Origin of the sequence: Herbiconiux sp. 11R-BC (assembly GCF_049472555.1) — a bacterium.
Lineage (GTDB): Bacteria > Actinomycetota > Actinomycetes > Actinomycetales > Microbacteriaceae > Herbiconiux.
In genome coordinates, this window is sequence record NZ_JBCEBO010000001.1 from 537,087 (window position 1) to 563,187 (window position 26,101).

The 26,101-nt window shown below is 72.1% G+C and carries 20 protein-coding genes, 1 tRNA gene and 1 other RNA gene; 10 read left to right on the forward strand and 12 right to left on the reverse strand.

Going from position 1 to position 26,101, the window contains the following annotated elements; translation table 11 throughout:
• Positions 1 to 45 precede the first annotated feature (45 nt).
• The 4 genes from VD659_RS02410 to VD659_RS02425 all read right to left on the reverse strand — a co-directional run bounded on the left by VD659_RS02410 (position 46) and on the right by VD659_RS02425 (position 5,933).
• Complete coding sequence (locus tag VD659_RS02410; protein ID WP_423259548.1) at positions 46 to 2,505, reverse strand: putative bifunctional diguanylate cyclase/phosphodiesterase; 2,460 nt, start codon at positions 2,503 to 2,505, stop codon at positions 46 to 48.
• Positions 2,506 to 2,602: 97 nt separating this feature from the next.
• Entirely contained in the window at positions 2,603 to 3,355 is a 753-nt protein-coding gene (locus VD659_RS02415) for an SGNH/GDSL hydrolase family protein (RefSeq protein ID WP_423259549.1), read from the reverse strand.
• A 55-nt stretch (positions 3,356 to 3,410) separates the two neighbouring features.
• Positions 3,411 to 4,481 carry an aspartate-semialdehyde dehydrogenase gene (locus VD659_RS02420; protein WP_423259550.1) on the reverse strand — a complete coding sequence of 357 codons (1,071 nt, stop codon included), beginning with the start codon at positions 4,479 to 4,481 and terminating at the stop codon, positions 3,411 to 3,413.
• Between the two features lie 117 nt (positions 4,482 to 4,598).
• Entirely contained in the window at positions 4,599 to 5,933 is a 1,335-nt protein-coding gene (locus VD659_RS02425; protein ID WP_423259551.1) for an aspartate kinase, read from the reverse strand.
• Between the two features lie 201 nt (positions 5,934 to 6,134).
• Here VD659_RS02425 and VD659_RS02430 point away from each other — a divergent pair, with 201 nt between their 5' ends.
• Together VD659_RS02430 and VD659_RS02435 are read left to right on the forward strand one after the other, a co-directional pair.
• A complete protein-coding gene (locus tag VD659_RS02430; protein ID WP_423259552.1) occupies positions 6,135 to 6,578 on the forward strand; it encodes a cupin domain-containing protein in 444 nt (147 codons plus the stop codon).
• 187 nt (positions 6,579 to 6,765) lie between these two features.
• Positions 6,766 to 6,972, forward strand: coding sequence for a hypothetical protein (locus tag VD659_RS02435; RefSeq protein WP_137838376.1), 207 nt, complete (start codon positions 6,766 to 6,768; stop codon positions 6,970 to 6,972).
• Positions 6,973 to 7,026: 54 nt separating this feature from the next.
• Here the strand turns inward: VD659_RS02435 and VD659_RS02440 are convergent, their stop codons facing one another.
• The 4 genes from VD659_RS02440 to VD659_RS02455 all read right to left on the reverse strand — a co-directional run bounded on the left by VD659_RS02440 (position 7,027) and on the right by VD659_RS02455 (position 13,942).
• Positions 7,027 to 8,721: a bifunctional 3'-5' exonuclease/DNA polymerase gene (locus VD659_RS02440; protein WP_423260038.1), complete on the reverse strand. Its 1,695-nt coding sequence runs from the start codon at positions 8,719 to 8,721 to the stop codon at positions 7,027 to 7,029.
• A gap of 837 nt (positions 8,722 to 9,558) precedes the next feature.
• Positions 9,559 to 10,158 (reverse strand): recombination mediator RecR, encoded by a 600-nt coding sequence (gene recR / locus VD659_RS02445; RefSeq protein ID WP_423259553.1) that lies wholly within the window; start codon positions 10,156 to 10,158, stop codon positions 9,559 to 9,561.
• A 45-nt stretch (positions 10,159 to 10,203) separates the two neighbouring features.
• Complete coding sequence (locus VD659_RS02450) at positions 10,204 to 13,191, reverse strand: DNA polymerase III subunit gamma and tau (RefSeq protein ID WP_423260039.1); 2,988 nt, start codon at positions 13,189 to 13,191, stop codon at positions 10,204 to 10,206.
• 283 nt (positions 13,192 to 13,474) lie between these two features.
• On the reverse strand, positions 13,475 to 13,942 hold the full coding sequence (locus tag VD659_RS02455) for a GNAT family N-acetyltransferase (RefSeq protein ID WP_423259554.1): 468 nt from the start codon (positions 13,940 to 13,942) through the stop codon (positions 13,475 to 13,477).
• A 71-nt stretch (positions 13,943 to 14,013) separates the two neighbouring features.
• On the opposite strand from VD659_RS02455, the gene VD659_RS02460 reads away from it, so the two are divergent.
• Positions 14,014 to 15,291: a GNAT family N-acetyltransferase gene (locus tag VD659_RS02460; RefSeq protein ID WP_423259555.1), complete on the forward strand. Its 1,278-nt coding sequence runs from the start codon at positions 14,014 to 14,016 to the stop codon at positions 15,289 to 15,291.
• Positions 15,292 to 15,521: 230 nt separating this feature from the next.
• Here VD659_RS02460 and VD659_RS02465 read toward each other — a convergent pair whose 3' ends face one another.
• The 4 genes from VD659_RS02465 to ffs all read right to left on the reverse strand — a co-directional run bounded on the left by VD659_RS02465 (position 15,522) and on the right by ffs (position 20,003).
• Entirely contained in the window at positions 15,522 to 16,712 is a 1,191-nt protein-coding gene (locus tag VD659_RS02465; protein ID WP_423259556.1) for an acetate/propionate family kinase, read from the reverse strand.
• On the reverse strand, positions 16,709 to 18,943 hold the full coding sequence (gene pta, locus VD659_RS02470; RefSeq protein ID WP_423259557.1) for a phosphate acetyltransferase: 2,235 nt from the start codon (positions 18,941 to 18,943) through the stop codon (positions 16,709 to 16,711). Before pta ends, VD659_RS02465 begins: the two co-directional genes overlap by 4 nt.
• 160 nt (positions 18,944 to 19,103) lie before the next feature.
• On the reverse strand, positions 19,104 to 19,751 hold the full coding sequence (locus tag VD659_RS02475; protein WP_423259558.1) for a hypothetical protein: 648 nt from the start codon (positions 19,749 to 19,751) through the stop codon (positions 19,104 to 19,106).
• 155 nt (positions 19,752 to 19,906) lie between these two features.
• Positions 19,907 to 20,003: signal recognition particle sRNA small type (gene ffs, locus VD659_RS02480), an RNA gene on the reverse strand.
• A gap of 70 nt (positions 20,004 to 20,073) precedes the next feature.
• Between ffs and VD659_RS02485 the strand changes: the two genes are divergently transcribed.
• The 7 genes from VD659_RS02485 (at position 20,074) to VD659_RS02515 (ending at position 26,062) form a co-directional block, all read left to right on the forward strand.
• Positions 20,074 to 20,730: an SDR family oxidoreductase gene (locus tag VD659_RS02485; RefSeq protein WP_423259559.1), complete on the forward strand. Its 657-nt coding sequence runs from the start codon at positions 20,074 to 20,076 to the stop codon at positions 20,728 to 20,730.
• Between the two features lie 89 nt (positions 20,731 to 20,819).
• Positions 20,820 to 20,907, forward strand: a tRNA-Ser gene (locus VD659_RS02490).
• A 327-nt stretch (positions 20,908 to 21,234) separates the two neighbouring features.
• The gene (locus VD659_RS02495; RefSeq protein WP_423259560.1) at positions 21,235 to 22,233 is read left to right on the forward strand and encodes an ABC transporter ATP-binding protein; all 999 of its coding nucleotides are present in this window, start codon (positions 21,235 to 21,237) and stop codon (positions 22,231 to 22,233) included.
• On the forward strand, positions 22,230 to 23,045 hold the full coding sequence (locus VD659_RS02500; RefSeq protein WP_423259561.1) for an ABC transporter permease: 816 nt from the start codon (positions 22,230 to 22,232) through the stop codon (positions 23,043 to 23,045). The genes VD659_RS02495 and VD659_RS02500 overlap by 4 nt, the downstream gene beginning before the upstream one ends.
• A gap of 107 nt (positions 23,046 to 23,152) precedes the next feature.
• Positions 23,153 to 24,262, forward strand: coding sequence for a sensor histidine kinase (locus tag VD659_RS02505; protein ID WP_423259562.1), 1,110 nt, complete (start codon positions 23,153 to 23,155; stop codon positions 24,260 to 24,262).
• Complete coding sequence (locus VD659_RS02510) at positions 24,259 to 24,915, forward strand: response regulator (RefSeq protein ID WP_423259563.1); 657 nt, start codon at positions 24,259 to 24,261, stop codon at positions 24,913 to 24,915. The genes VD659_RS02505 and VD659_RS02510 overlap by 4 nt, the downstream gene beginning before the upstream one ends.
• Before the next feature lie 433 nt (positions 24,916 to 25,348).
• Positions 25,349 to 26,062, forward strand: a complete 714-nt coding sequence (locus VD659_RS02515; protein ID WP_423259564.1) for a VOC family protein — start codon at positions 25,349 to 25,351, stop codon at positions 26,060 to 26,062.
• The last annotated feature ends 39 nt before the right edge of the window (positions 26,063 to 26,101 follow it).

Below are 26,101 nucleotides of genomic sequence, written 5' to 3' on the forward strand. Positions count from 1 at the left end.
TGATCCTCCCCCTACCGTTGTGTCCACTCTAGGCGGAGCCGGCTTTCAGGATGCTGAGGCGGCGCGCGCCACCGGGACCGCGCGACTCACGGTGCCCGCGGCGCCGTAGGCCTTGAGCCGGGCCATGGTCTGCGCGAACGGCACCGGGCGGCCGTAGAAGAAGCCCTGCGCGTGACGCACGCCGATGCCCACGAGCACGTCGACGGCATCCTGGGTCTCGATGCCCTCGACCACGGTGGAGTAGTCGAAGGCGTCGCCGAAGCCCTGCAGTGCCCGCACCACCTCGCGCTGGCGGGTGTCGTCGAGGTTGTCGACGAGGGAGCGGTCGATCTTCAGGATGTCCATCGGGATGCGCACCAGGGCGCCCACGCTGGACGCCTCGGATCCGTAGTCGTCGAGCGCGATCAGCATCCCGAGCTCGCGGAAGTGCTCGGCCTGGGCGCGCAGGTCGTCGTCGATGTCCTTCGTGGAACGCTCGTTCAGCTCGAGGCAGAGCGACACGTCGGGGTAGCGGGGCACGATGTCCTTCAGGAACGCCCCCACGTGCTCGTCGCGGATCTGCTCGACCTCGAGGTTGATGGTCATCACCGTGATGCCCGGCACGACCTTGCGGAACTCGCGGGCCGACTTCAGCGAGGCGGCGATGACCTGCTTCGTGAGCAGGTCCATGCGGCCGAGGCCCTTGGCCTTCTCGATCAGCGAGGAGGTGCTGATGCGGCCGAGCTCCGGATGCGTGTAGCGCACGAGCGACTCGAAGGCCCAGATCTTGTCCTCGACCGTGTTGACGATCGGCTGGTAGACCACGTTCAGCACGCCGTCGTCGATGGCCTTCGCCACGATCTCGTTGATGCGGCTGGAGCGGTGCGGCGAGATGCCGATCGACGACTCGAACGCCGGTCCGCCCTGGCGGCGGGACTTCTTGATGGCGAGCATGCTGTGGTCGGCGTCGACCACGATCGACTGGGGATCGGTCTCCTGCGTGGCGGAGTAGGCCAGCCCCACGCTCACGAGCGGGCGGTACTCGCGGCCGCCCAGGGTCGCGGGGGCGCCCACGTTCGCCACGATGTGGTCGGCCACGGCCTTCGACTCGGCGAGCGACTGCAGCTTGGTGAGGATGATGACGAACTCGTCGCCGCCCACCCGCGCCACGAAGTCGTGCGGCCGCACGCTCGCCCGCAGGCGCGTGGCGACGGTGGAGAGCACCTCGTCGCCGATGTGGTGTCCCTCGGTGTCGTTGAGCCGCTTGAACTGGTCGAGGTCGAGGAAGAGCACGGCGATGCCGGAGGCGTATGTGCGGTCCTCGTTCAGCCGGGCGAGGGAGCGCTGGAAGGCGTTGTAGTTCGGCAGGCCCGTGAGGGAGTCGCGGTCGACCCGGTCGAGCAGGGTGTCGTAGGCGCCGCGCACCCGCGCGGTCTCCGAGGCGATGTGGCCGATCGCATCCAAGGCCCGCTCGTCTTCGGGGGTGAACGGGGCTCCGCCGGTTCTGCGGCTCGCCACGAGGAACTCGGTGGGCTCGACGGCGTCTTCGCGGTGCTCGGCCGAGACGCCGTCGTCGTCGGAGGCGATCGAGTCGGGCTCGAGCTGCGGGTCGGCGTTGGAGATGGCCGAGAAGCGGGTGCCGATCTCGTTGCGGGCCGGAGGGTTGCGGCGGATCTCGAACTCCGTGGCGTCGATCGCGCGCTTGGCGAACTCCACCATCGTCTCTTTGGGGTCCTGCAGCACGTCCCACGGCAGTGCGCGAGCCGCATCCACCACTCCGCTCAGGCGCCGCTCGCTGTCGCGGGTCTGCCGGCGCTTCGCGATGGCGTAGAAGACGAGCGCCACGACGAGCAGCGGGATGGTGTCGCGCGCGAGCTGCAACTGCTCCTGCGGGCCGTCGACGAAGGCGAGCACACCGGTCGACGAGGCCCACACCAGAACCGAGACCAACCAGCAGAGCCCGACGATGGTGACGAGGCGCCAGGCGCTCAGCCCGCTGAGGCCGAAGGAATGATCGCTGTTCCAGAGACCGCGTTCACGGGCGAACTCGATGGCGACCACGACGACGAGGTAGGCGATGACGCCCACCAGCAGCCCGAGCGGCGCGAACAGGCCAGCGGCGAGCAGCGCCCGCGAGCTCGCGACGAGCGCGATGGCCCCCAGGGCGGCGACACCGGTCCACTGCGCGGTGACCCAGATCGAGCGGGAGCCCCAGGCGCGGGAGAAGAAGTAGGCCATCACCCAGAGGCCCACGTCGAGGACGGGGTTCTCGCCGATCACGGCGACGGCGAGCAGACCGCTGGCCACCCCGATGGGCGGCAGGCCCGGGATGCGGCCGATCGGCATCTGGAAGACGGCCGTCACACCCACGCTCAGCAGGAAGATCACGCAGCCCACCCAGCTCGGCGGCCGGTCGAGGAGTCCGGCGACGATGCCGGCCACGGCGGTCGCGACCGCGAACGCCACGAGGACGAAGGCCACGAGCTGGTTCGCCTTCCGTGCGTCGAGCTGCCGCGCATTCACCATGAGCAGAGTTTAGCTACAGGCCCGGCCGCGGCCGACGCTCGGCTCTCGGCTCTCGGCTCTCGGCTCTCGGCTCGCGGCTCTCGGCTCTCGCGAGCGGTCAGAGGCCGAGGGCGGTGAGGGAGGTGGACATCCGGGCCGCCATGGCGGCGTAGCCGGCATCGTTCGGGTGCAGGCCGTCGGGAGCCATCCACTCGGGATGCCCCTCGATCCAGTGCGAGGCGCCGGAGACGTAGTCGGCGCCGAGCGCCGTGGCGGCCTCGCGCACCCAGGTGATGACCTGCGGCACCGAGGCGGGGCGCTCATCCGTGTACCAGAAGGGCTCCACCACGATGAGCCGCGCATCCGGGAGCTCACGCCGGAGGGTGGCCAGATCGGTGACGATGGCGGCGTGCACGGCTTCGGCGCGCGCCGGCATCGAGAAGGTGTCGTTGAGGCCCATCGTGACGAACACGATGTCGGGATGCGCGGCGACGACGAGCGGGATCTCGTCGCTCGCGAGGTAGTCCGGCGGCGTGCTCGGGCGGTTGTTCACGAAGCCGCGACCGTTGACGCTCGGGTTGACCTCGGCCCAGCCGCGCTCGGCGCAGACGATGCTCGACCAGCGCTTCGACGGGTCGGAGGCGCCGGTGCCGAGCGTGTACGAGTCGCCGTAGAAGGCCACGACCGGGGCGCCGGGCGCACCGGGAACGGTGGGGGCGGGAGTGGCCGGTGCCGGGAGCGCCGAAAAGAGGCCTCCGGATGCGACGGGCCGGGCGGGCGCGTCGCCGGAGCGGTGCGCGCCGGGCGCGATCACCGACAGTGCGGCGAGGCCGGCCGTGACCGCGGCGACGAACCCCACCGCGAGAATCATCGCGCGCATCATCTTCACCACACCTCGTATTCGGAGGCGAGCCCCGATCGGATGGCTAGCGAGCGGGAGTGAGCGCGTCGGCGTCGGCCGCGATGACCTCGGCGATCTGCACGGCGTTCAGGGCGGCACCCTTGCGCAGGTTGTCGTTGCTGATGAAGAGCACGAGGCCCTTCTTGCCGGGGGCGGACTGGTCTTGACGGATGCGGCCCACGTAGCTGGGGTCGGTACCGGCGGCCTGCAGCGGGGTCGGGACGTCGGCGATCTGCACGCCCGGGGCATCCGCCAGCAGTTCGTAGGCACGCTCGGGCGTGATGTCGTTCGCGAACTCGGCGTTGATGCTCAGCGAGTGACCCGTGAACACGGGCACGCGCACGCAGGTGCCCGCCACGCGCAGCTCGGGCAGCTCGAGGATCTTGCGGCTCTCGTTGCGGAGCTTCTTCTCCTCGTCGGTCTCGAGCTCGCCGTCGTCGACGATGGAGCCGGCGAGCGGGATGACGTCGAAGGCGATGGGCGCCACGTACTTGTTCGGCGCCGGGAAGGTGACGCTCGCACCGTCGTGCACGAGGTTGAGGAGCGCCTCGGGGTCGGCGGTGGCCGCGATGGCCTGGTTCGCGAGCTCCTCGGCGCCGGCGAGGCCGGAGCCCGAGACCGCCTGGTAGGTGCTCACGATGAGACGCTCGAGGCCCGCCTCCTGGTGCAGCACCTTGAGCACGGGCATGGCCGCCATGGTGGTGCAGTTCGGGTTGGCGATGATGCCCTTGCGGGCCTCGCGGATGGCGTGCGGGTTGACCTCGGAGACGACGAGGGGCACATCCGGGTCCATGCGCCAGGCGCTGGAGTTGTCGATCACCGTCACGCCGGCCGCCGCGAAGCGGGGGGCCTGGGCGCGGGAACCGGTGGCGCCGGCGGAGAACAGCGCGATGTCGAGGCCCGTGGGGTCGGCGGTCTCGACGTCTTCGACGACGACGTCCTGCCCCTTGAACGGCAGCACCGTGCCGGCGGAGCGGGCGGTGGCGAAGAAGCGGATCGACTCGATCGGGAAGTCGCGCTCCTCGAGGAGGCGGCGCATGACCTTGCCGACCTGGCCGGTGGCGCCGACGACGCCGACGTTCAGTGCCTTGCTCACGGTGTTTCCTTCGTTCATGTGGATCACAACTCCTCGCGACCCGCCAAAATTCGCCCTAAGACCTCGATTTTAGGGCGGATTTCGGCGAGTCGCGCGGAGGAGGCGGGGTGGGGTGGGTTAGCGGCCGGTGCCGGCGTGCACGACGGCCACGTCGTCGGAGTCGAGGCCGAAGGCGGTGTGCACCACGCGGAGGGCGTCGTTGATGGTGTCGGCGCGGGTGACCACCGAGATGCGGATCTCCGAGGTCGAGATCATCTCGATGTTGATGCCCGCCTCGAACAGAGCCGTGAAGAGCTTGGCCGACACGCCCGCATTGGTGCGCATCCCGGCCCCGACGAGAGCGAGCTTGCCGATCTGGTCGTCGTACTGCAGGCCCAGGAAGCCGACCTCGGCCTGGTCTGCGCGGAGCGCCGTGAGCACGGTCTGGCCCTCGCTCTTCGGCAGCGTAAACGAGATGTCGGTGCGGCCGGTCGACGCGGCCGACACGTTCTGCACGATCATGTCGATGTTCGCGCCGGTCTTGGCGACGAGGGTGAAGATCTGGGCGGCCTTGCCCGGGATGTCGGGCACGCCGACCACGGTGATCTTCGCTTCGGAGAGGTCGGTGGCCACTCCGGCGATCAGGGGCTCTTCCACAGCGGACTCGCTTCCGGTCTTGGTGTTCGTGTTGGAGGTCGCCCGCGCCCGCGCCACGAGGGTGGCCGCGTCGAGGGTCTCCGACGGGTTGTAGACGATGGTGCCCTCGTTGTTGTTGAAGCTCGAGCGCACGTGCAGGGTGACGCCGTGGCGCCGGGCGTACTCGACGGCGCGGATGTAGAGCACCTTCGCGCCGTTGGCCGCGAGCTCGAGCATTTCCTCGCTCGTGATGCGGTCGATCTTCGAGGCCTTGGGTACCACGCGCGGGTCGGCGGTGAAGATGCCGTCGACGTCGGTGTAGATCTCGCAGATGTCGGCGTCGAGGGCCGCGGCGAGGGCGACGGCGGTGGTGTCGGATCCGCCGCGGCCGAGGGTGGTGATGTCGCGGGTGTCGCGGTTGAAGCCCTGGAAGCCCGCCACGATCACGATCGCGCCCTCGTCGAGCGCCTCGCGGAGCCGCACCGGGGTGACGTCGACGATGCGGGCGGAGCCGTGCTTCGCATCCGTGATCATGCCGGCCTGGCTGCCGGTGAAGCTGCGGGCGTCGTGGCCGAGGCTTTCGATGGCCAAGGCGAGGAGGGCCATGGAGATGCGCTCGCCGGCCGAGAGGAGCATGTCCATCTCGCGCGGCGCCGGGATGGGCGCCACCTCGTGGGCGAGGTCGAGCAGCTCGTCGGTGGTGTCGCCCATGGCGCTCACCGCCACGACGACCTCGTTGCCGGCCTTGCGCGTCTCGACGATGCGCTTGGCGACCCGCTTGATGCTCTCCGCGTCGGCGACGGATGATCCGCCGTACTTCTGCACGATCAAGCTCACGTGGGACTCCCGGGTGGTTCGGTTCTCGCGGGTTGCGGAAAACCCGACTGCCTACTATATCGCGGGCGCGTGCGGCGAAACCTCCGCGTCACACGGGATGCGTAGGGTGGCGGGATGCGCCCGGTGGCGGGATGTGCGTCACGCGCCTTCGTCGCCGTCACCGCCGCGTCACTGTTCCCGTCACCGTCTGGAGGTCGCCGCATGAGCGGAGAAGCACCCCGCGTCAGGAAGCTCGCCGAGCTGCCCGCCTTTCTCATCAGCCCGCAGGACACCGTGCGGCTCGCTCCACTCTCCGGGCCCTCGCAGGGCTCCGGAGCGAGCGTGTTCCTCGAGATCTGGGAACCCGGCGGGGCCCAGCCGCTCAACTCGCACGCGGACTCGGCCGAGATCTTCATCGTGCTCGCGGGGACGGCGCTCGCGCACTCGGACGAGGCCACGGTGCCGCTCGTCGCGGGCGACGTGCTGACGCTGCAGCCGGGCTCGGAGCACCGGATCGTCAACACCTCCGACACCGAGCGGCTCTACACGATCACCGTGATGGCCGACGACGGGGGCTTCGAGAGGATGGTGGACTCGGGCACGCCGGTGGCGCTCGACGCGGCCGACCTCGACGTGCTCGTGCGAGGGCTGACTCCGGGCGCTTAGGCGCGGCGGCCTGGCTCGGCGTTCTGGGCCGGCGGTCTGGCTCGGCGTTCTGGGCCGGCGGTCTGGCTCGGCGCTCTGCGCCGGCGATCTGGCGCGGCGCCGGATCTGCACCGGTTCCCCGCATCCTGACGGCGGATTCGCGGCACCCGTTCACGAGCCATTCATGCGGCCGCGTTAGCGTCGCCGGGTGAGCAGCACCAAGTGGACCAAGAAGGCCCTGAAAGCCCGGCTTCGCGCCGACATCGCGTTCGACACGGCGATGCGCCCGGTGACCGCGGACGTCGCTGCACGGCGCCTTGAGTACCACAACATCGTCACCGGCATCGAAGCCGGCACGATCACGCCCGACTCGGGCACCGCGCTGTTCGACGAGCTCGTCGACGCGCTGGCCTGAGCGGCTCCCCGCGGCTGGGGGTGGGGCCGGAGGCGGGTCCGGGGCAGGCGCAGGCTACTTGGCCTGGTCGTAGCTGTCGACGATGGCGACGGTGACCGGGAACTGCACGGGGGCGTCGCCGAAAATGAGGCGCCCGGCCTCGGTCGCGGCGGCGCGGAGTTCGGCGGCGACGGCGTCGGCCTGAGCCTCAGGCGTGTGCACCATGACCTCGTCGTGGAGGAAGAATGCCAGGTGAGGACGCGTTTCCAGGCGCCCACGAGCATCCGGGGCATCGAGGCTCCACAGGCGGCGGCGCACCGAGGAGATCCAGCACAGCGCCCACTCCGCCGCGGTGCCCTGCACCACGAAGTTGCGGGTGAACCGGCCCCAGCTGCGGGCGGCCGATCGGGCCCGGCTGCGGGCGGCATCCGTTGCGTCGTCGGCGCCCGCCGCGTCCTGCACGTCGAGCCAGGCATCGCTCGGGCGCGGGGAGGTGCGGCCGAGGCGCGTGGTGACCACGGCGCCCGCCTCGCCGGCGCGGGCGGCGTCCTCGACGAAGCCGATCGCCACCGGGAAGGCGCGGGCGAGGCGGGGCAGCATCCGGCCGCTCTCGCCGGTGGTGCCGCCGTACATGGCGCCGAGCATCCCGACCTTCGCGTGGGCGCGGGTGTCGACGGCACCGGAGGAGACGATGCCGTCGTAGAGGTCGCGGTCGCGGCCCGCTGCGGCCATGGCGCGATCGCCGGCGAGGGCGGCGAGGATGCGCGGCTCGAGCTGGGCCGCGTCGGCGACCACGAGCTTCCAGCCGGGGTCGGCGATCACGGCGCCGCGCACCTGCTTCGGCAGCTGCAGGGCGCCGCCGCCCTCCGAGGCCCAGCGGCCCGTGACCACGCCGCCCGGGATGTAGTTGGGGTGGAAGCGGCCGTCGCGCACCCAGGTGTCGAGCCAGTTCCAGCCGTTGGCGGAGGCGAGGCGCGCGAGCTTCTTGTATTCGAGCAGGGGCGGGATGACGGGATGCTCGATGGTCTTGAGCTCCCAGGAGCGGGTGCTCGTGACGCTGAGGCCGGCGCGGCGGAGCGACTTCACGAGCTCGACGGGCGAGTCGGGGTTCGCCGCGGGGTCGTCGAGCTCGTCGCGGATGCGCTGGTGCAGCTGCTCGAGCCGGGCGGGGCGGATGCCCGGGGTCGCCGGGCGCGGGCCGAGCAGGCTCTCGAGCAGCCGGTCATGGGCGTCGGCGCGCCACGGGATGCCGGCGTGCTGCATCTCGGCCGCCACGAGGGCGCCCGCCGACTCGGCGGCGAGCAGGAGCGCGATGCGGCTGGGGTCGGAGGCGGTGCGCACAGCGTGGCGCTGCGCCCGGAGCTCGGTGGCCTCGGGGGGTTCGGGGCGTTCGGGCGCACCGGGGTTCTCAGCGGGCTCGGGGCGCTCGGGGCGCGCGGGCGCCCCGAGGTTCTCGGCGGGCTCGGCGGACTCGGCACGCTCGGCGGACTCCGCACGCTCGACCGGCTCCGCACGCTCGACTGACTCCGCACGCTCGACCGGCTCCGCACGCTCGACTGACTCCGCACGCTCGACCGGCTCCGCACGCTCGACTGACTCCGCACGCTCGACCGGCTCCGCACGCTCGACGGGCTCGGCGGACTCCGCGCGCTCGGTGCGCTCGGGGGGCCCCGCGGGCGCGGCACGCTCGACCGGCTCCGCGCGATCGGCGCGATCGGTGCGCTCGGCGAGCTCGGATCCTGACCCTGCGCGGACGCCGGTTGCCGCCACACCCGCGTGCGTCAGCGCTGCCCTGCGGGTCGCGCCGGAAAGCTCCCCCGGCGCGGATGCGGATGCGCGGCGCGACCCTTCACCGGAGTACGACTCACCTGTGCGGTCGGGTGCTCCCGCTTGAGTGGGGGCGGAGCCGGCGGCGTCGTCGGCCAGGAAGTCGAAGAGGGTGAGGGCGTCCGGCTCGGGACGGGTGCCGGATGTTCCGGCGACTCCGGCCTGGGCTTGGGCGAGAGCGAGCGAGACGGCGGCGGAGGTGGGGGACGGCGCATCCCAGGCGGTGGCCGGACCTCTCGCGAGGGCGGAACTCTCCGTGAGCGAGGAGGTGCGGAGGATGGTGTGGCACAGGCGCAGGTCGATGCAGCGTTCGAGCCGCACGCCGGCGGCGAGGAGGCGCGGGTACCAGCGGGCGGTGTCGTCCCAGACCCAGCGCGGATGCGCCGGCTCGCGCCGGGCGACGGCCGCCGGGAACTCGGCCGCCTCGACCTCCACGAAGGCGATGACCAGGCCGCTGTCGTCGGCGTCGAGGAGTTGCACGCGGTCTCCGGGCGCATCCGCGACGATCACGAACGGGGTCACGGCGCGCACCCGGTGCGGCTCATGCGGGTGAGGTGGTGGGCAGTAACTACCAGAATGCGAGGGAGTGGTGCCCTATACGGGGTCGGTCCGACGAATTCTGGTAGTAAGTCATCACCGGGTGTCGAGTGGGCCGTCCGAGCCGAGCATCCGGTGGTCGTCTCGAGGGCGAAGCCGTGGCCGAGGGCAGCGCCGGGGCCGGTGCCAGTGAGACGGGCGCGAGCGCGGGCAGGCGTGGCGCGAGCGCGGGCAGGCGTGGTGCTAGCTCTCGACGAGGCGCCGGCCTTCGAAGGCGCGGCCGAGGGTGACCTCGTCGGCGTATTCGAGGTCGCCGCCGACGGGCAGGCCCGAGGCCAGGCGGGTGACGCGGATCTCGAGCGTGGTCAAGAGGCGCGAGAGATAGGTGGCCGTGGCCTCGCCCTCGAGGTTGGGGTCGGTGGCGATGATGACCTCGGTGACCTCGCCGCTCGCGAGGCGCTGCATGAGCTCGCGGATGCGGAGGTTGTCGGGGCCGATGCCGTCGATGGGGCTGATGGCGCCGCCGAGCACGTGGTAGAGGCCGCGGAACTCGCGGGTGCGCTCGATGGCGACGACGTCCTTGGCCTCCTCGACCACGCAGATGAGGTTCTGGGCGCGGCGCGGGTCGCGGCAGATGCCGCAGGTCTCCTGCTCGGAGACGTTGCCGCAGATCTGGCAGAAGTGCACCTTCTCGCGCACGTCGGTGAGGATCTCGGCCAGCCGCGACACATCGAAGGACTCGGTCTGCACGATGTGGAACGCGATGCGCTGGGCCGACTTCGGTCCGATTCCGGGCAGGCGGCCGAGTTCGTCGATGAGTTCCTGGACGATGCCTTCGTACATGGTGTTCTCCTGCTCCCGCTGCTGCCGTTTCCGGTGCCGGTGCGGCTAGTCGCGGCCCGGGAGGGGCTGCTCTTCGATGAAGTTCGCGCCGAGGATCTCGCGCACCACGGCCTCCCCGTAGCGGGCGCGACCGCCGGTCGTGGGGGCCGGGCTCGGGGCGGTGGGCGTGGACGCAGCGGGGGCGCCGGCGGGCTCGCTCGAGGGCTGCGACTCGAAGCGGAGCGCCCCGGGGCGTGCCGCGGGGTCACCGCCGGAGGAGGGAGCGCGGCCTGCGGGTGCGGACGGTGCGGCTGGTGCGGATGTGCGCCCGGAGCCGGGTGCGGCGACGCTGCCGGTAGCGGCAGGCGCGGATGCGACAGGGCCGGATGCCGGGGGAGCGGAAGCCGGTCCGGATGCCCGGGGAGCGGAAGCCGGCACCGAAGGGAACGCGTCGGCACGGTCGGCGGGCAGCTCGGGCTCGTCGCTCGGCATCGGCTCATCGAAGGCGGGCGGCTCGTCGTCGTCGGAGGAGGTGGGGATGGCGACGACGTCCCACGAGGTCGTGGGAGCCGGAGCCGGGCGCTGCGGGCGCGCATCGGGGCCGGGGCGGGAAGCCTGCGGAGCAGTGCGCGGGGCACTCGCACCCGAGCCGACAGCATCCGGGACCGGACGAGGCGCCGACGGGGCAGTACTAGGAGCACCCGCGACCGGGGCGGACGCATCCGGAGCGGGGCGAGACGCCGACGACGCAATGCGGGGGGCGTTCGCGGGCGGGGCGGATGCCGCCGGACTGGTGGGCTGCGAGGCACCCGACGGGCGGTTGTTCGCGGTGAGGGAGGCGATCTGCTCACGCATGCGGGCGACCTCTGCCGCGTCGCTCTCGGGGGTGCGGGGCGCGGGGGCGTCGAGCGAGGGGGAGTTCTCGGTGAGGCCGGGCACGGCCCAGCCCGAGGGGTCGACCACGGCACGGGGCTCGGGCGGGAGCTCGGCCTCGACGGGCGGTTCCTCGTCGGGCTCGTCGGGGTCGAAGTCGTCGTCGTCGGGCTCGGCCGGCTCCCCAGCGTCGGTCAGTGCGTCGGCGGATGCTGGCGACGCTGCCCGAGCGGGCGTGGCCGGAGTGCCGGCAGTGGGCGTCTCCGCCGGCACCGGCGCGGAAGCCATGGCACCCGCACCCGCACCCGCAGAGGCGGACGGCGTCGCGGCCGGGCGGTCGTCGTGGGGGCGCAGCGAGGTGTCGACGCGGGCGATGTACTTCACGCGCAGGCCGAGCACGTCGACGATGGCCTCGCGCAGGAATTCGCTCACGCCCTGGCCGGGCGCCGAGCGTTCCTTGAAGCTCGCCACGTCGTTCTCGCTCGGGAACGCGAGCGTGAGCACGTCGCCGTCGAGCGCCCGCACCTGAGCGGTGTAGACCACGAGCCAGGCCGTCATCTTGGCCTTCTGCACGACCTCGAGGATCTCGGGCCAGGCGTCCTTCAACTGCTGCAGCGAGACCTCCCCCGCTGCGGCGGCCACCCGGCTGGGCGAAGGAGTGGAGGCGGTGCCGCCCGGGACGGCACCCTCGGGCGCCGGCGCGATCGGCGCGCCGGGCGCCGGGGCAACGGATGCTGCGCCGCCCTGCGCGGGCACGCCGCGTGTGCCGGAGCCCGCGGGGGCATCGGTGCGGCGGTTCGGGTCGACGGAGGTGGTCTCAGGGGCCGGGCGCGCGGCATCCGGGGCGGCTTCGCGCGGAGAGGAGACCGGGGCGGCCGCGGCCGGTGAGACGGTGAGCGGCGCATCCGGAACCGGCCCATCCCCGGGTGTGGAGGCACTCGCGCGCGGCGCAGCAGGTGCCGCAGGTGCCGCGGCCGCAGCCTGCCCGGTGGCCACGGGCGGCGCCGCGACCGGCCACGCACCCACCGCGGCCGCGCGCGCGGCGCCGGCTGCGGCATCCGGAGCGTCGACGCCGATGCGGCGCTCGAGCCGCTCCACGCGGGCGAGGGCACCGCGCTGCGAGTCGTCGGAGTCGGGCACGAGGGCCCGCGCGATCATGAGCTCGAGGTGCAGGCGCGGCGAGGTGGCGCCGGTCATCTCCGAGAGGGCGGCGTTCACGATGTCGGCCACCCGGGAGAGCTCGGCGTGCCCGAAGAGGGTGGCCTGGCGGCGCATCACCTCGATCTCGTCGGCCGGGACTCCGCGGAGGACGGAGGATGCCTGCTCCCGCGTCGCCGACACGACGATGATGTCGCGCAGGCGCTCGAGCAGGTCTTCGACGAAGCGGCGCGGGTCTTGCCCGGTCTGGATGACGCGGTCGACCGCGTCGAAGGCCGCCGCGCCGTCGTGGGTGCCGAGCGCGTCTATGGCCTCGGAGAGCAGGGCGCCGTGGGTGTAGCCGAGCAGCGCGACCGCGCGCTCGTAGTCGACGTGGTTGTTCTCGGAGCCGGCGATGAGCTGATCGAGGATGGAGAGCGTGTCGCGTGCCGAACCGCCTCCGGCCCGCACCACGAGCGGCAGCACCCCGGGAGCCACGTCGATGCCCTCGACGTCGCAGAGGTGCTGCACGTACTCGAGCAGCTGCGCCGGCGGGATGAGCCGGAAGGGGTAGTGGTGGGTGCGCGAGCGGATGGTGCCGATGACCTTGTCGGGCTCAGTCGTGGCGAAGATGAACTTGATGTGCTCCGGCGGCTCCTCGACGATCTTGAGCAGGGCGTTGAAGCCCTGCGGCGTGACCATGTGCGCCTCGTCGAGGATGAAGATCTTGAAGCGGTCGCGCGCCGGGGCGAACACCGCGCGCTCGCGCAGGTCGCGCGCGTCGTCGACACCGTTGTGGCTGGCGGCGTCGATCTCGACGACGTCGAGCGAGCCCGGGCCGTCGCGGCCGAGCTCGACGCAGCTCGGGCAGACGCCGCAGGGGGTGTCGGTGGGGCCCTCGGCGCAGTTGAGGCAGCGGGCCAGGATGCGCGCCGACGTGGTCTTGCCGCAGCCGCGCGGGCCGCTGAACAGATAGGCGTGGTTGACGCGGTTCGTGCGCAGCGCCGTCATCAGCGGATCGGTCACCTGGGACTGCCCGATCATCTCGGCGAAGTTCTCTGGCCGGTAACGGCGATACAGGGCGGTGACCACGAAGTAAGACTACCCGCGACCGCCGACAGTGCCGCTGCCGGCCCCGACTTCTGCAGGCTCGTCACTTGTGGCTCGAACGACGGCGGTTTTCGAGCCGAAAGCGACGAGGCTGGGGGGCTGGGGCAGGGGGTTTAGGGGGCGGGGGGTCAGGGGCAGGGGGTTTAGGGGGGCAGGGGGTCAGGGGCAGGGGGTTTAGGGGGGCAGGGGGTCAGGGGCAGGGGGTTTAGGGGGCAGGTTAGAGGGGGCGGGCGTAGCAGAGGGAGAGTCCCGACCCCACGTAGGGGCCGAAGAGAGGGATGGGGGTGTAGCCCTCGCGCTCGTAGAAGCGGATGGCGTCGGGCTGGCCCGTGCCGGTCTCGAGCAGCAGGCGGTCCAGCCCCATCGCGCGGGCCTCGTCCTCGATCGCCCGGAGCAGGGCCACCGCGACGCCCGTGCCGCGCACGGAAGGGTGCACGAACATCCGCTTGATCTCGGCGCCGCCGCCGGAGAGCGGGCGCAGGCCACCGCATCCGACCGCCGCTCCGTCGGCCGTGCGGGCGACCAGGAAGACCGGCACGCTCGCCGCCGTGGGCTTCTCCCCCGGCTCGTGGTCGTCGCGGCCGTAGCGCTCGTCGAGCTCGTCGCGCTGGGCCTGCCGCAGGGCGGCGGCGTCAGGCGAGTCGAAGTGCTCGCGGGCGATGGTGACGGCGACCTTCTCGGGCATGGTTCTCCACTTCCACCGGCAGTCCCGGATTTCGTAACGGTCATTACGGTAACACTTGTTATGCTTCCCGGATGGCCAGAACCCGAAATCTCGACGCCCAGCAGCAGCGGCTCTCCGAGGCCACCTGGTCGGTGCTCACCGAGTGCGGTCTCTCCGGACTCACCATCCGCGCCGTCGCCGAAAGAGCAGGATGCACGACCGGCCTCGTGATGCACGCCTTCCCCACCAAGGAGTCGCTGCTGCTGCACGCACGCGATCAGCTGCACGCCCGCACGGCCGCCTCAGCCGACGGCGCAGAGGCAGCAGCCGACCCCGCCGACCCGGAGGGCGCCCTGCTCTCCGTGCTGCACAACGCGCTGGCCCTCGACACGTCGAGCGACGACGAGGCCCGGGTGTGGATCACCTTCCTCGCCGCCGCCCTCGCCGACCCCGCCCTGGCCGCCCGGCACGTCGAGCAGAACCGCCGCTTCGTCGAGCGGATCACCCGGCTCGTGGGCGCCTGCCGTCCCGAGTGGCCGGCCGGGCGCGCCCGCACCGAGGCGCTCGGCCTCGTGGCCCTCACCGAGGGACTCAGCAGCCTGAGCACCGCCGACCGTGAGACCTACTCCCCCGCCGCCCAGCGCCAGGCGGTGACGGATGCGGTCACCCGCGCCCTGGGCACGCCGGCGGCGCGCGAAGGCGCGCGGAGCAGCGCGGCAGGAGCATCCGCTGCGACCTCGGGCGAGGCGAGCGGTGCGGGAGAGGGCGGGATGCGCATCCGGGCGTTCGAGGGGGGCGACACGGATGCGGTGGTCGCGCTCTGGGAGGCTGCCGGACTCGTGCGACCCTGGAACGACCCGCGCAAGGACATCGCGCGCAAGCTCGCGGTGCAGCCCGAGCTCTTCCTGGTGGCCGAGCTGGATCCGGCGGAGGTGTGGGCCGCCCCGGGATCGAGCGCAGGCGGGGCCGCCGCGGGCGCGGGCGAAGCGGGCGCGGGCGAAGCGGGCGCGGGCGCAGCGGGCGCGGGCGAAGCCCTAGCCGCCGGTGGCCCGAACTCAGGCATGGCCGCCGTGGGCGCGGGCGAAGCCGCATCCGGCGCCGCTCCTCGGGTGGTGGGCACCGCCATGGTCGGTTACGACGGACACCGCGGGTGGGTGAATTACCTCGCCGTCGAGCCCGGGCTGCAGGGCCGCGGAGTCGGGCGAACGATCATGGCCGAGGCCGAACGGGCTCTCGCCGAGCGGGGCTGCCCGAAGCTCAACCTGCAGCTGCGCGACGGCAACACGGCGGCGGCCGCATTCTACGACGCCATCGGCTACTCACGAGACGCCGCCGCGAGCTACGGCAAGCGGCTCATCCCCGACGCCTGACCCGGTTCATCCGCGACCCTCCGGCCCACCCGCCGCCTCCCGGAACTCGCCACCCCCTCCCAAAAACAAGGAGCTGAGGGCCGAAACCCCGAGGCACGGCCGGTCGACTCCGGCGTGCCGCCGGAGATCTCCTTGTTTTTGGAAGAGAGCGGTGTTGGGAGATCAGAGGGGGGAGGTGGCGAGGGGGGACGGGGCGAGGGGGGACGGGGGCGAGTGGGGACGGGGGCAGGTTACCGAGAGACGGCCGCCAGGGACTGGCGGGCGATCTCGAGCTCCTCGTTGGTCGGCACCACGAGCACGGCGACGCGCGAGTCGGCGGGCGAGATGTACCGCGCCGCGCGGCTCTCCACGCCGTTCAGCGCCGGCGAGACCGTGATGCCGAGCTCCGACAGCCCCGCGAGCGAGCGAGCCCGCACGAGCGGGTTGTTCTCCCCCACGCCGGCCGTGAACACCACCGCGTCGACGTGGCCGAGCTGGGCGTAGTACGCCCCGACGTAGCCCTTGATGCGGTGCAGGTACACGTCGAGCGCCAGCACCGCGGCAGGGTCGCCGCCCGCCGCCGCCTTCTGCACGTCGCGCATGTCTCCGCGCCCGGACAGGCCCAGAAGTCCGGAACTCCGGTTCAGCAGCTCGTCGAGCTCCCCGAAGCCCATGCCCGTCTTGCGGTGCAGGTGGAACAGCACCCCGGCGTCGATGTCGCCCGAGCGCGTGCCCATCACGAGCCCCTCGAGCGGCGTCATGCCCATCGAGGTCTCCACCGAGCGCCCGCCGTCGATGGCCGTGACGGAGGCGCCGTTGCCGAGGTGCAGCACGATCAGCTTGAGCGACTCGAGCGGCTTGCCCAGGAAGGCCGCGGTCGCGCCCGCGACGTACTGGTGCGAGGTGCCGTGGAACCCGTAACGCCGCACCCGCTGCCGCTCGGCGAGGGCGGCGTCGATCGCGTAGGTGTAGGCCTCCTCCGGCAGCGTCTGGTGGAACGCCGTGTCGAACACCGCCACCTGTGGCACGTCGGGGAAGGCCTTCTCCGCCGCCACGATGCCCTGCAGGTTCGCCGGGTTGTGCAGCGGCGCGAGCTCCGAGAGGTCTTCGATGTTGATCTTCACGAGCTCGGTGACCACGGTGGCCTCGTGGAACCGCTTGCCGCCGTGCACCACGCGATGCCCCACCGCGGCCAGCGGATGCGTGTCGAAGCTCGGCCCGTGGTCGCGGAACGCCTGCAGCATCGCCTCGAAGCCGGCGGTGTGATCGGCGATCGGCAGCTCGCGCTCCCACAGCCCGACCTGCGTGGTGTGCCGGGTGTGCCCCGACTCCTCGCCGATGCGCTCCACGAGGCCCGAGGCCAGCACCTGCTCCGACTCCACCTCGATCAGCTGGTACTTGAACGACGACGAGCCGCTGTTCACAACGAGGATCGTGGTCATGCGCGGGCCCCCTCCGACTGGATGGCCGTGATGGCGATGGTGTTCACGATGTCCTGCACCAGTGCTCCTCGGGAAAGGTCGTTGATCGGCTTGTTGAGCCCCTGCAGAACCGGGCCGACGGCCACGGCTCCCGCGCTCCGCTGAACAGCCTTGTAGGTGTTGTTGCCCGTGTTCAAGTCCGGGAAGATGAACACTGTGGCACGACCTGCCACCTGCGAGTCGGGCATCTTCGCCGCGGCGACCACCGCATCCGCCGCTGCATCGTATTGGATCGGCCCCTCGACCAGCAGCGAAGGCCGCTGCGCGCGCACGAGGGCGGTCGCGGCGCGCACCTTCTCGACGTCGGCGCCCGAGCCCGAGGAGCCCGTGGAGTACGACAGCATCGCCACCCGCGGCTCGATGCCGAACTGCAGCGCCGTCTCCGAGGAGGAGATGGCGATGTCGGCCAGCTGCTCGCTCGTGGGGTCGGGGACCACGGCGCAGTCGCCGTAGACGAGCACCCGGTCGGCGAGCGCCATCAGGAACACGCTCGACACCACCGAGACGCCCGGCCGGGTCTTGATGACCTCGAAGGCCGGCCGGATGGTGTGGGCCGTCGTGTGGGCGGCCCCCGACACCATGCCGTCGGCCAGGCCCTGCTGCACCATCATCGTGCCGAAGTAGGACACGTCGGTGATGGTGTCGTAGGCCATGTCGAAGGAGATGCCCTTGTGCGCGCGGAGCTGCTGGTAGGCCTCCGCGAAGCGCTGCCGCAGCTCCGGGTCGAAGGGGCTCACGACCGCCGCGGCGTCGATGTCGACGCCGAGCTCGGTGGCACGGCCGCGCACCGCGTCCTCCTCGCCGAGGATCGTGAGCCGGGCCACCCCGCGCTTCAGCACGGTGCCGGCGGCCTGCAGGATGCGGTCGTCGCTCCCCTCGGGCAGCACGATGTGCCGGTCGAGCGAGCGGGCACGGTCGAGCAGGCCGTACTCGAACATCAGCGGGGTCACCACGTCGGACTTCGTGACGTCGAGCAGCTCGAGCAGCTGCCTGCCGTCGACGTACTGCTCGAAGAGGCCGAGCGCGTTGTCGTGCTTCACCGGGGAGTCGGCGGCGAGCCGGCCGCGGGTCGAGGTGATGCGCAGCGCCGTCTCGTAGGTGCCGAGCGGGGTGGTGATGATCGGGATGCGCGGGTCGAGCCCGTCGAGCAGCCGCCGCACCGGCTCGGCGATGTCGAAACCGCCGTTCAGCACGATGCCCGAGAGCGAGGGGAAGGTTCCGGAGGCGTTCGCCATCAGCACCGCGAGCAGCACGTCCTCGCGGTCGCCGGGCACCACCACCACGGCGCCCTCGGTGAGGCGCGGCAGCACGTTGCGCATCGACATCGCGGCCACCACCACTCCGAGCGCCTCACGCGCGAGCAGACGCGGATCGCCCGAGATGAGGGTGCCGTCGGTGGACTCCAGGATGCTCTGCACGCTCGGCGCCACGAGCACGCGGTCTTCGGGGATGGCCCAGACGGGGATGCGGCGGGGCTGCGTGGGGGCCGGCACCGGCGCATCCGGAGCCGTCGCATCCCGGGCCGGAGCGGCGGCCGCAGCGGCGAGCCCCGCGACGGCCTCGCGCGCGGCCACACCGATGGCGTCGCGGATCTTCTCGAGGTTCTGCGGGTCGGAGCGGTTCGACACGATGCCCACGAGGGTGGCGTGCGCGCTCTTCAGCTCCACGAGGGCGAGCTCGGTGATCTGCCGCATCTCGTCGGCGGTGCGCGCCTCGGAGGCGCCGAGCAGCTCGTCGGAGCCCTGGCCCTTGCGCCCGCCGAGCACGAGCAACACGGGGGCGCCGAGGTTCGCGGCGATGCGCGCGTTGTAGGTGAGCTCGGTGGGGCTGCCGACGTCGGTGTAGTCGGAGCCGAGGATGACCACGGCGTCGCACTCGCGCTCCACCGCTTTGAAGCGCTCGACGATGCGCGAGAGGGCGGCATCCGGGTCGTCGTGCACGTCGTCGTACGTCACGCCGATGGCCTGCTCGTAGCCGATGTCGATGCCGTCGTGGGCGAGCAGCATCTCGAGCACGTAGTCGCGGCGGCTCACGGAGCGGGCGACCGGGCGGAAGACGCCCACGCGCTGCACGGAGCGGCGGAGGGTGTCGAGCACTCCGAGCGCGACCGTCGATTTGCCGGAATGGCCCTCGGCGGAGGTGATGTAGATGCTCTTGACGGCGGCGGCTGGGGTCTGTTCGGGTGACGGCACGGAATCCTCTTCGCTAGTCCGTGCTCAATCCTAGATCGAAGGGCTTCGCGGTGCCTGGGACGAAGGTCCCCGGCTCAGGCGCCGCAGTACTCCGAGGCCACGCCGCCGCCCGCGCGCACCGGGATGATCTGCAGCCCGCGTCCCGGAACGTCCGCGGGCATCACCCGCACACCTCCTTCGGAGGCACCTCGAAGGTGCTGACCGCGATCGCCCCCACGACACCCGTGTCGGAGACCCGGAAGTTGATGAAGGTGGTTCCGTCGGTGACGAACCAGTAGTCGCCGACGGAACTCGGATGCGTTCCGATGCCCGGGTAGGCGGACTGCAGCTCGGCGAGGGTCGAGCCGGCGCCGATGCCCTCGGCGGTGGTGGGCGAATGCCCCGCTGCCGGGGAACCGCCGCCCTCCACCAGGGCCGCGGAGACCAGGCCCCCGTCGGCGGCCGTCGCCGCCACGTCGGCGCCGCCCTCCACGGAGTACCACGCGGTGTTGGGGAGGCACTGGTCCACGGGCAGCGCGATGGCGGCCTGCACCTCGGCGAGCGGGGTGCCGATCGTCATCGGGCCGATGCCGGCGAAGTCGATGAGCCAGGTGGAGGGGTCGGCCGGATCGGGAGCGGCGGCCGCCGGGGAGGCCGGAGTCGCCGACGGGGTCGGGGCGGGGCTCGCGGTCGCGGTGGGGGCAGCGGTGGCGGTCGGCGTCGGGGTGGGACTCGCGAGGGTGGGCGTGGGGCTCGGGGCCGGAGCAGTGCATCCGCCGGCCAGCAGGGCGACCGCGATCGCGATCGTGGCGCTGGTCACCGTGTTCATCCGCCGACGCATCTCTGCCCACCTTCTCGGCGTCGCACTCGCAAACACCTGTCGAAGACGATGCTGCCATGATCGCCGCGGAACAGGGGCCAGAACCCGGTCGGCCACGTCACGATCGGCTGACGCAGGTTCGGCCGACGAGAGACCCGTTAACGAGAAAGGACCCCCCGCGCACCCGCCAGAGCCCGGTTACCCTTGCTGCGTTTCCGCCCTGGGGGAGTTGGCCTGGATGGCGCCACACGGGGAGCCGACGACCAGTGTAGCAAGCCGCGCCGGGTGCTCGCAGCTTGAGCGGCGGGGCCGAGGGGCGTTAGCTGGTGACATGAAGATCGCCATCGCCGGTGGGCACGGCCAGATCGCCCTGCTCACCACCAAGCTGCTCGCCGCATCCGGTCACGAGGTGTGGGGCATCACCCGTAACCCCGCGCACTCCGCCGACATCGAGGCCGCCGGAGGACAGGCGCTCGTGCTCGACCTCGAGCAGTCGGACTCCGAGACGCTCGCCGCCGAGCTCTCCTCGCGGGAGATCGACGCCGTGGTCTTCGCGGCCGGCGCCGGCCCGGGATCGACCGCGGAACGCAAGTTCACCGTCGACCGCGACGGCGCCGTGCTGCTCGCCGACGCCGCCTGGCGGGCCGGCGCCACCCGCTACGTGCTCGTCTCCGCGATGGCCGCCGACTCCTTCGACCCGGCGAGCGACGACGTGTTCCAGATCTACCTGCGCGCGAAGAGCGAAGCGGATGCCGCGGTGCGCGCCTCCGACCTCGACTACACGATCGTGCGGCCGGGTGCGCTCACCGACGAGCCCGCGACCGGGCTGGTGACCCTGGCCGCCTCGACCGGGAGGGGCAGCATCCCGCGGGCCGACGTGGCCTGGATCGTGGCGCAGCTGCTCACCACGGGCGCGGGCAGCGGCGCGCAGTTCGAGGCGATCTCGGGCTCCACCCCGATCGCGGAGGCGCTGCGCTCGCTCGCCTGACGCGGGCGGCCCGACGAGCGCGGTCGCGAGGGCGCGCCGGGTACGGGTAGGATGTTCCGTGGTCATTCGCCCGCGAGGGTGACTGCTCTGGAGAATTCGCCTAGTGGCCTATGGCGCACGCTTGGAAAGCGTGTTGGGTGAAAGCCCTCGGGGGTTCGAATCCCCCATTCTCCGCCAGACACACAACACCAGCGCTGTGGGTGCGCGCAAGCACCCACAGCCGGGGTTCGAATCCCCCATTCTCCGCCAGACACCAGCGCTGTGGGTGCGCGCAAGCACCCACAGCCGGGGTTCGAATCCCCCATYCTCCGCCAGACACCAGCGCTGTGGGTGCGCGCAAGCACCCACAGCCGGGGTTCGAATCCCCCATCCTCCGCCAGACACCAGCGCTGTGGGTGCGCGCAAGCACCCACAGCCCCCCTCCCCCCACCCGTGACGGATGTCATGGGCGGATCGTGACGGCCGTGGGGCGCATCCGCTGCTCCGAGCGAGCACGCTGGGGACATGGACATCACGACCTCCACCATCCAGAGCGCCCCCGCCGTCGCCGCGACCGGGCTCGTCAAGTCTTTCGGCAGCGTGCGCGCGGTCGACGGCGTCGACCTGCACATCCGGCAGGGCGAGATCGTCGCCTTCCTCGGCCCGAACGGCGCCGGCAAGACCAGCACCATCGACATGCTGCTCGGCCTCGCCACCCCCGACGCCGGCTCCGTGCAGGTGTTCGGCGAGTCGCCACGCGGCGCGATCGCGCACGGGCTCGTCTCCGCCGTGCTGCAGACCGGCGGCCTGCTCAAGGACATCACCGTGCGCGAGACCCTCGACCTCACCGCCAGCCTCTTCGCCGACACCCGCCCGGTGGAGGAGGTGCTGCAGCGCGCCGGCATCGCCGAGATCGCCGACCGCCGCGTCGGCGTCTGCTCCGGCGGCCAGCAGCAGCGGCTGCGCTTCGCGATGGCCCTGCTCTCCGACCCCGGGCTGCTCATCCTCGACGAGCCGACCACCGGCATGGACGTGGAGGGCCGCCGCTCGTTCTGGAACGCCATCCGGGCCGACGCCGCCCGCGGTCGCACGGTGCTGTTCGCCACGCACTACCTCGAGGAGGCCGACGAATACGCCGACCGCATCGTGCTGATGAGCCGCGGCCGCATCGTCGCCGACGGAACCACCACGGAGATCAAGAACCTGGTCTCGGGCCGGATCGTGCACGCCACGCTGCCGGGCGCCGACCCGGTGGCGATCGCCGCGCTGCCCGGCGTCGACGACGTCGAGGCCAAGGGCGACCGCATCGCCGTGCACACGCGGGACTCGGATGCCGTCGCCCGGTTCCTGCTCACGCAGACCGCGGCGCACGACGTCGAGATCACCGCCCAGAACCTCGAGAGCGTCTTCATCGCCCTCACCTCCGACGACGCAGCAGACCGCACGGCGGCCTCATCCGTCGCGGCAACCGCATCCGTCGCGGCAACCGCATCCGCCTCCGCCTCCGAAAGAGCCCGTTCATGACCACCGCACCCGCATCCGACCGCGTCACCCTCGACCGCCGCGTGCCGCCCCTCGGCGGCTTCAACCTCACCTATCTGCGCATCGAGCTGATGCGTAAGCTGCGCAACCGCCGCACGCTGATCTTCACGATCGTGTTCCCGATCGCGCTCTACGTCATCATCGGGGTGCCGCAGGTGGACACGCCGCTCACCGCGACGCCCATCGCGCAGGGCGGCCCCTCGGTCGCCGCCTACATCATGGTGTCGATGGCGATGTACGGCGCGATGATGTCGGCCACCCAGACCGGCGCGGCCGTGGGCGTCGAGCGCGCGCAGGGCTGGAGCCGTCAACTGCGCCTGACCCCCCTGAACCCGCTCGTGAACGTGATCATCAAGATGATCGCCGGCATGCTGCTGGGCCTCTTCGCCGTCGCAGCCACCTTCGCGGCGGGCGCGTTCAGCGGCGTGCAGCTCTCGGCCGTGCAGTGGATCGGCACCGGCCTCAGCGGCTGGATCCTGGCCGCCGCCGTCTTCACCGCCCTCGGCCTGATGGTCGGCTACCTCGTCCCCGGCGAGAACGCCGCCCAGATCACGAGCCTCGCCATCGTGCTGCTCGCCTTCCTCGGCGGCCTCTTCTACCCGGTGAGCTCGATGCCCGACTTCATGCAGTCGATCGCGGCGTTCACCCCGGTGTACGGCATCAGCCAGATCGCCCGTGCGCCGCTGACCGGCGAGGGCCTCGACCTGCTCTGGGTCGTCAACGCACTCGCCTGGCTCGCGCTCTTCGTGGCCGGTACCGCCTGGGCGTTCCGTCGCGACACCCAGCGGGTGTGACCGTGCCGGAGCCAGTGACGTCGGTGGCCGCGACCCCGCCCAGACCGGCAGCCCGGCCCAGAGCGGCAACCCCGCCCAGGGCGGCGGCCCGGCCTAGAGTGGCTGGCATGGATGCTGCACCCTCCCGGCCGACGGGCCCCGGCATCCTGCTCTCGCAGAGCGCCCGCCGCTGGTACTTCGGGGCGGTGATCTCGCTGATCTGGCTGCTCAACATCGGGCAGGACGTCGTCGAGAAGTCGGACTCGGCCGCTTCCGCCGTGGCCGGCATCGCCCTCATCGTCGTCTTCGCGCTCGCCTTCCTGGTGAGCGTGCCCCTGTCATGGGCGACGCCCCGGCGGTTCAGGATGCTGGTGCCGGCGGCCCTGCTCGCCCTCTCGTTCAGCCTCTTCCCCTGGGTCGGCTGGAACGTCATCGCGAGCTGGACCTACGTCGGCGTGCTGGTGGGCATGAGCATCCTCAGCTGGAGAGTGGCGTTCTCGGCGATCATCGGGCTCGGAGCCGCGGCCCTCGTCGCCGCGGGCGCCACCTGGGGCTGGACCTCGGACATCCTCTTGCTGCCCGCGATCATCGTGTCGATCTCGCTGATGATGGCCGCGTTCGGGCGCACGACCGCGGCGATGACACAGCTGCGCAACACGCAGGCGCAACTCGAGGCACTCGCCGTCGAGCGCGAGCGCAACCGCCTCGGGCGGGATCTGCACGACATCCTGGGCCACTCGCTCACGGTCATCACCGTCAAGGCCGAGCTCGCCGGGCGGCTGCTCGACGTCGATCCGGCACGGGCGCGCACCGAGATCGCCGAGGTCGAGGAGCTGGCGCGGGGGGCGCTGGCCGATGTGCGCGCAACGGCCGCCGGCTTCCGCGGCGTCAACGTGAGCGGGGAGCTCGCCGCCGCCCGATCGGCGTTGGACGCGGCGGGGATCGCCGCAGACCTCCCCTCGTCGACCGACGTCGTGCCGGCCGACCGCCGCGAGCTGGCCGGCTGGGTGGTGCGCGAGGGCGTCACGAACGTGGTGCGGCACTCCGGCGCGACGCTCTGCCGGATCGTGTTCCGGCCGCGGGAGATCGAGGTGGCCGACGACGGCGTCGGCCCCTCGGCCGCGGCCGCGAGCTCCAGCGGTCTCGCCGGCCTGCGCGAGCGTGTCGAGAGCTCGGGAGCCCGGATGAGCGTCGGCCGCAGCGATCTGGGCGGCTTCAGCCTGAAGGTGATGCTGTGAGCGGCGCCGGCGAGGGCAGCGGCGCCGCTCCGGCCCCCGGCCGCGCCCCCATCCGTCTGCTCATCGCCGACGACCAGGCCCTCGTGCGCGGGGCGCTCTCCGCCCTGCTCGGCCTCGAACCCGACATCGAGGTCGTGGCCGAGGTGGGCCGCGGCGACGAGGTGCAGGACGCGGCGGTCGCGGCTCGCGCCGACGTGGCGCTGCTCGACATCGAGATGCCCGGCATCGACGGCATCGCGGCCGCCGCCCAGCTGCGCGCCGCCCTCCCGGGCTGCCGCGTGATCATCGTCACCACGTTCGGCCGGCCCGGCTACCTCCGCCGGGCGATGCAGGCCGGTGCGTCCGGCTTCGTGGTGAAGGACACCCCGGCCGCCCAGCTCGCGGATGCGGTGCGCCGCGTGCAGCAGGGCCTGCGCGTCGTCGACCCGACGCTGGCCGCCGAGTCTCTCGCGCACGGCGACTCCCCGCTGACCGAGCGCGAGACCGACGTGCTGGAGGCCGCGCGAACGGGCGGCTCGATCGCCGACATCGCGCGCATCCTGCACCTCTCGGAAGGAACGGTGCGCAACCACCTCTCGAGCGCGATCGGCAAGACCGCGGGCCGCAACCGGGCCGACGCCGCCCGCATCGCGGAGGAGAACGGCTGGCTCTGACCCGGCCCGCCGTCATCCAGATGTTCGCATCAGGAAACACGCGCGTCACACGCCTGGCGTAGTTTCGGAGTCATGAGGATGTCGCACGAATCAGCTGGTTTCTGCCAGTGGTTCTGCCTGCGCCGCCAGAGCGGCCGCCACAACACCTCTGTCTTCTCCTTCAACTCGTGACCCCGCCCCGCTTCCGGGGAGGAGTGCGCCGACTGCGAGCCGCCTCCGCCTGAGAAGCGGGCGCGCGCTGCCCTCACCGGCACCCCGGCGCGCTCGGCGCGAGGCTGCATCCACGCGGCCCGCGGCGAGCGCCCCCTCGTCGGCCGATCGTGCGGCGCACGCCTCCTCACTCGCCCACCCCGGCTCCGCCGCGCGTTCGTGCACCCGCCACGAGCGCTCCTCCGGCGCGCCCTCCCCCTCCCGTCCCGACCTTCGGAGAGCCATGAAACTGGATGACATCTGCCTCGTCAACACGAACGTGGCGGTGAGCGACGACTTCTATCGCGAGCTGCTCGGATTCGAGCGGCGCATGCGCAACGTGCGCTTCGCCGACTTCGTCTTCACCACGGGCCCGCGGCTGGCCATGTGGATGCGCCCGAGCATCGCCGAGACCGTCGGGGCCGGCTACCCGGCGGCGGCCGGACTGCCGTTCCGGCTGACGATCCAGGTGCCGGCGCAGATGGTCGCCGACGTGGCGGGCCGCGTGCCCGGCGCCCGGCGGGATGCCGCCGGCGGCGTCTCGGTGGTCGACCCCGACGGCTTCGCCCTCGAGCTCGTGGCGGGCGAGACCGCGCATTCGAGAGTCAGCCGCGTCGAGATCGTGGTCGGCGACCCCGATCGCACCGCGGCCTTCCTCGAGCGTCTCGGGTTCGCCCGCACCGGGAGCACCTTCGACGCCGGCGGCACGGAGCTCGTGCTCGTGGCCGTCGACGCCCTTCCGCTCGACGGCTTCGGGCACGCAGGTGGGCACCTCATGCTCGCCGTCGAGCTCGACAGCGGCGACGAGGTCGACCGGCTGCACGCCGAGCTGGTCGGCCGCGGCCTCGTGGCGTCGGGGCCGCCGGCCGACTTCGAGTGGGGAGCCCGGTCGAGCTACTTCGTCGACCCCGACGGCTACATCTGGGAGATCTACGCCTGGGTCGCCGAGCCCCGCTGACCACCACACCCGCACCACCTGCACCACCCGCACCACCTG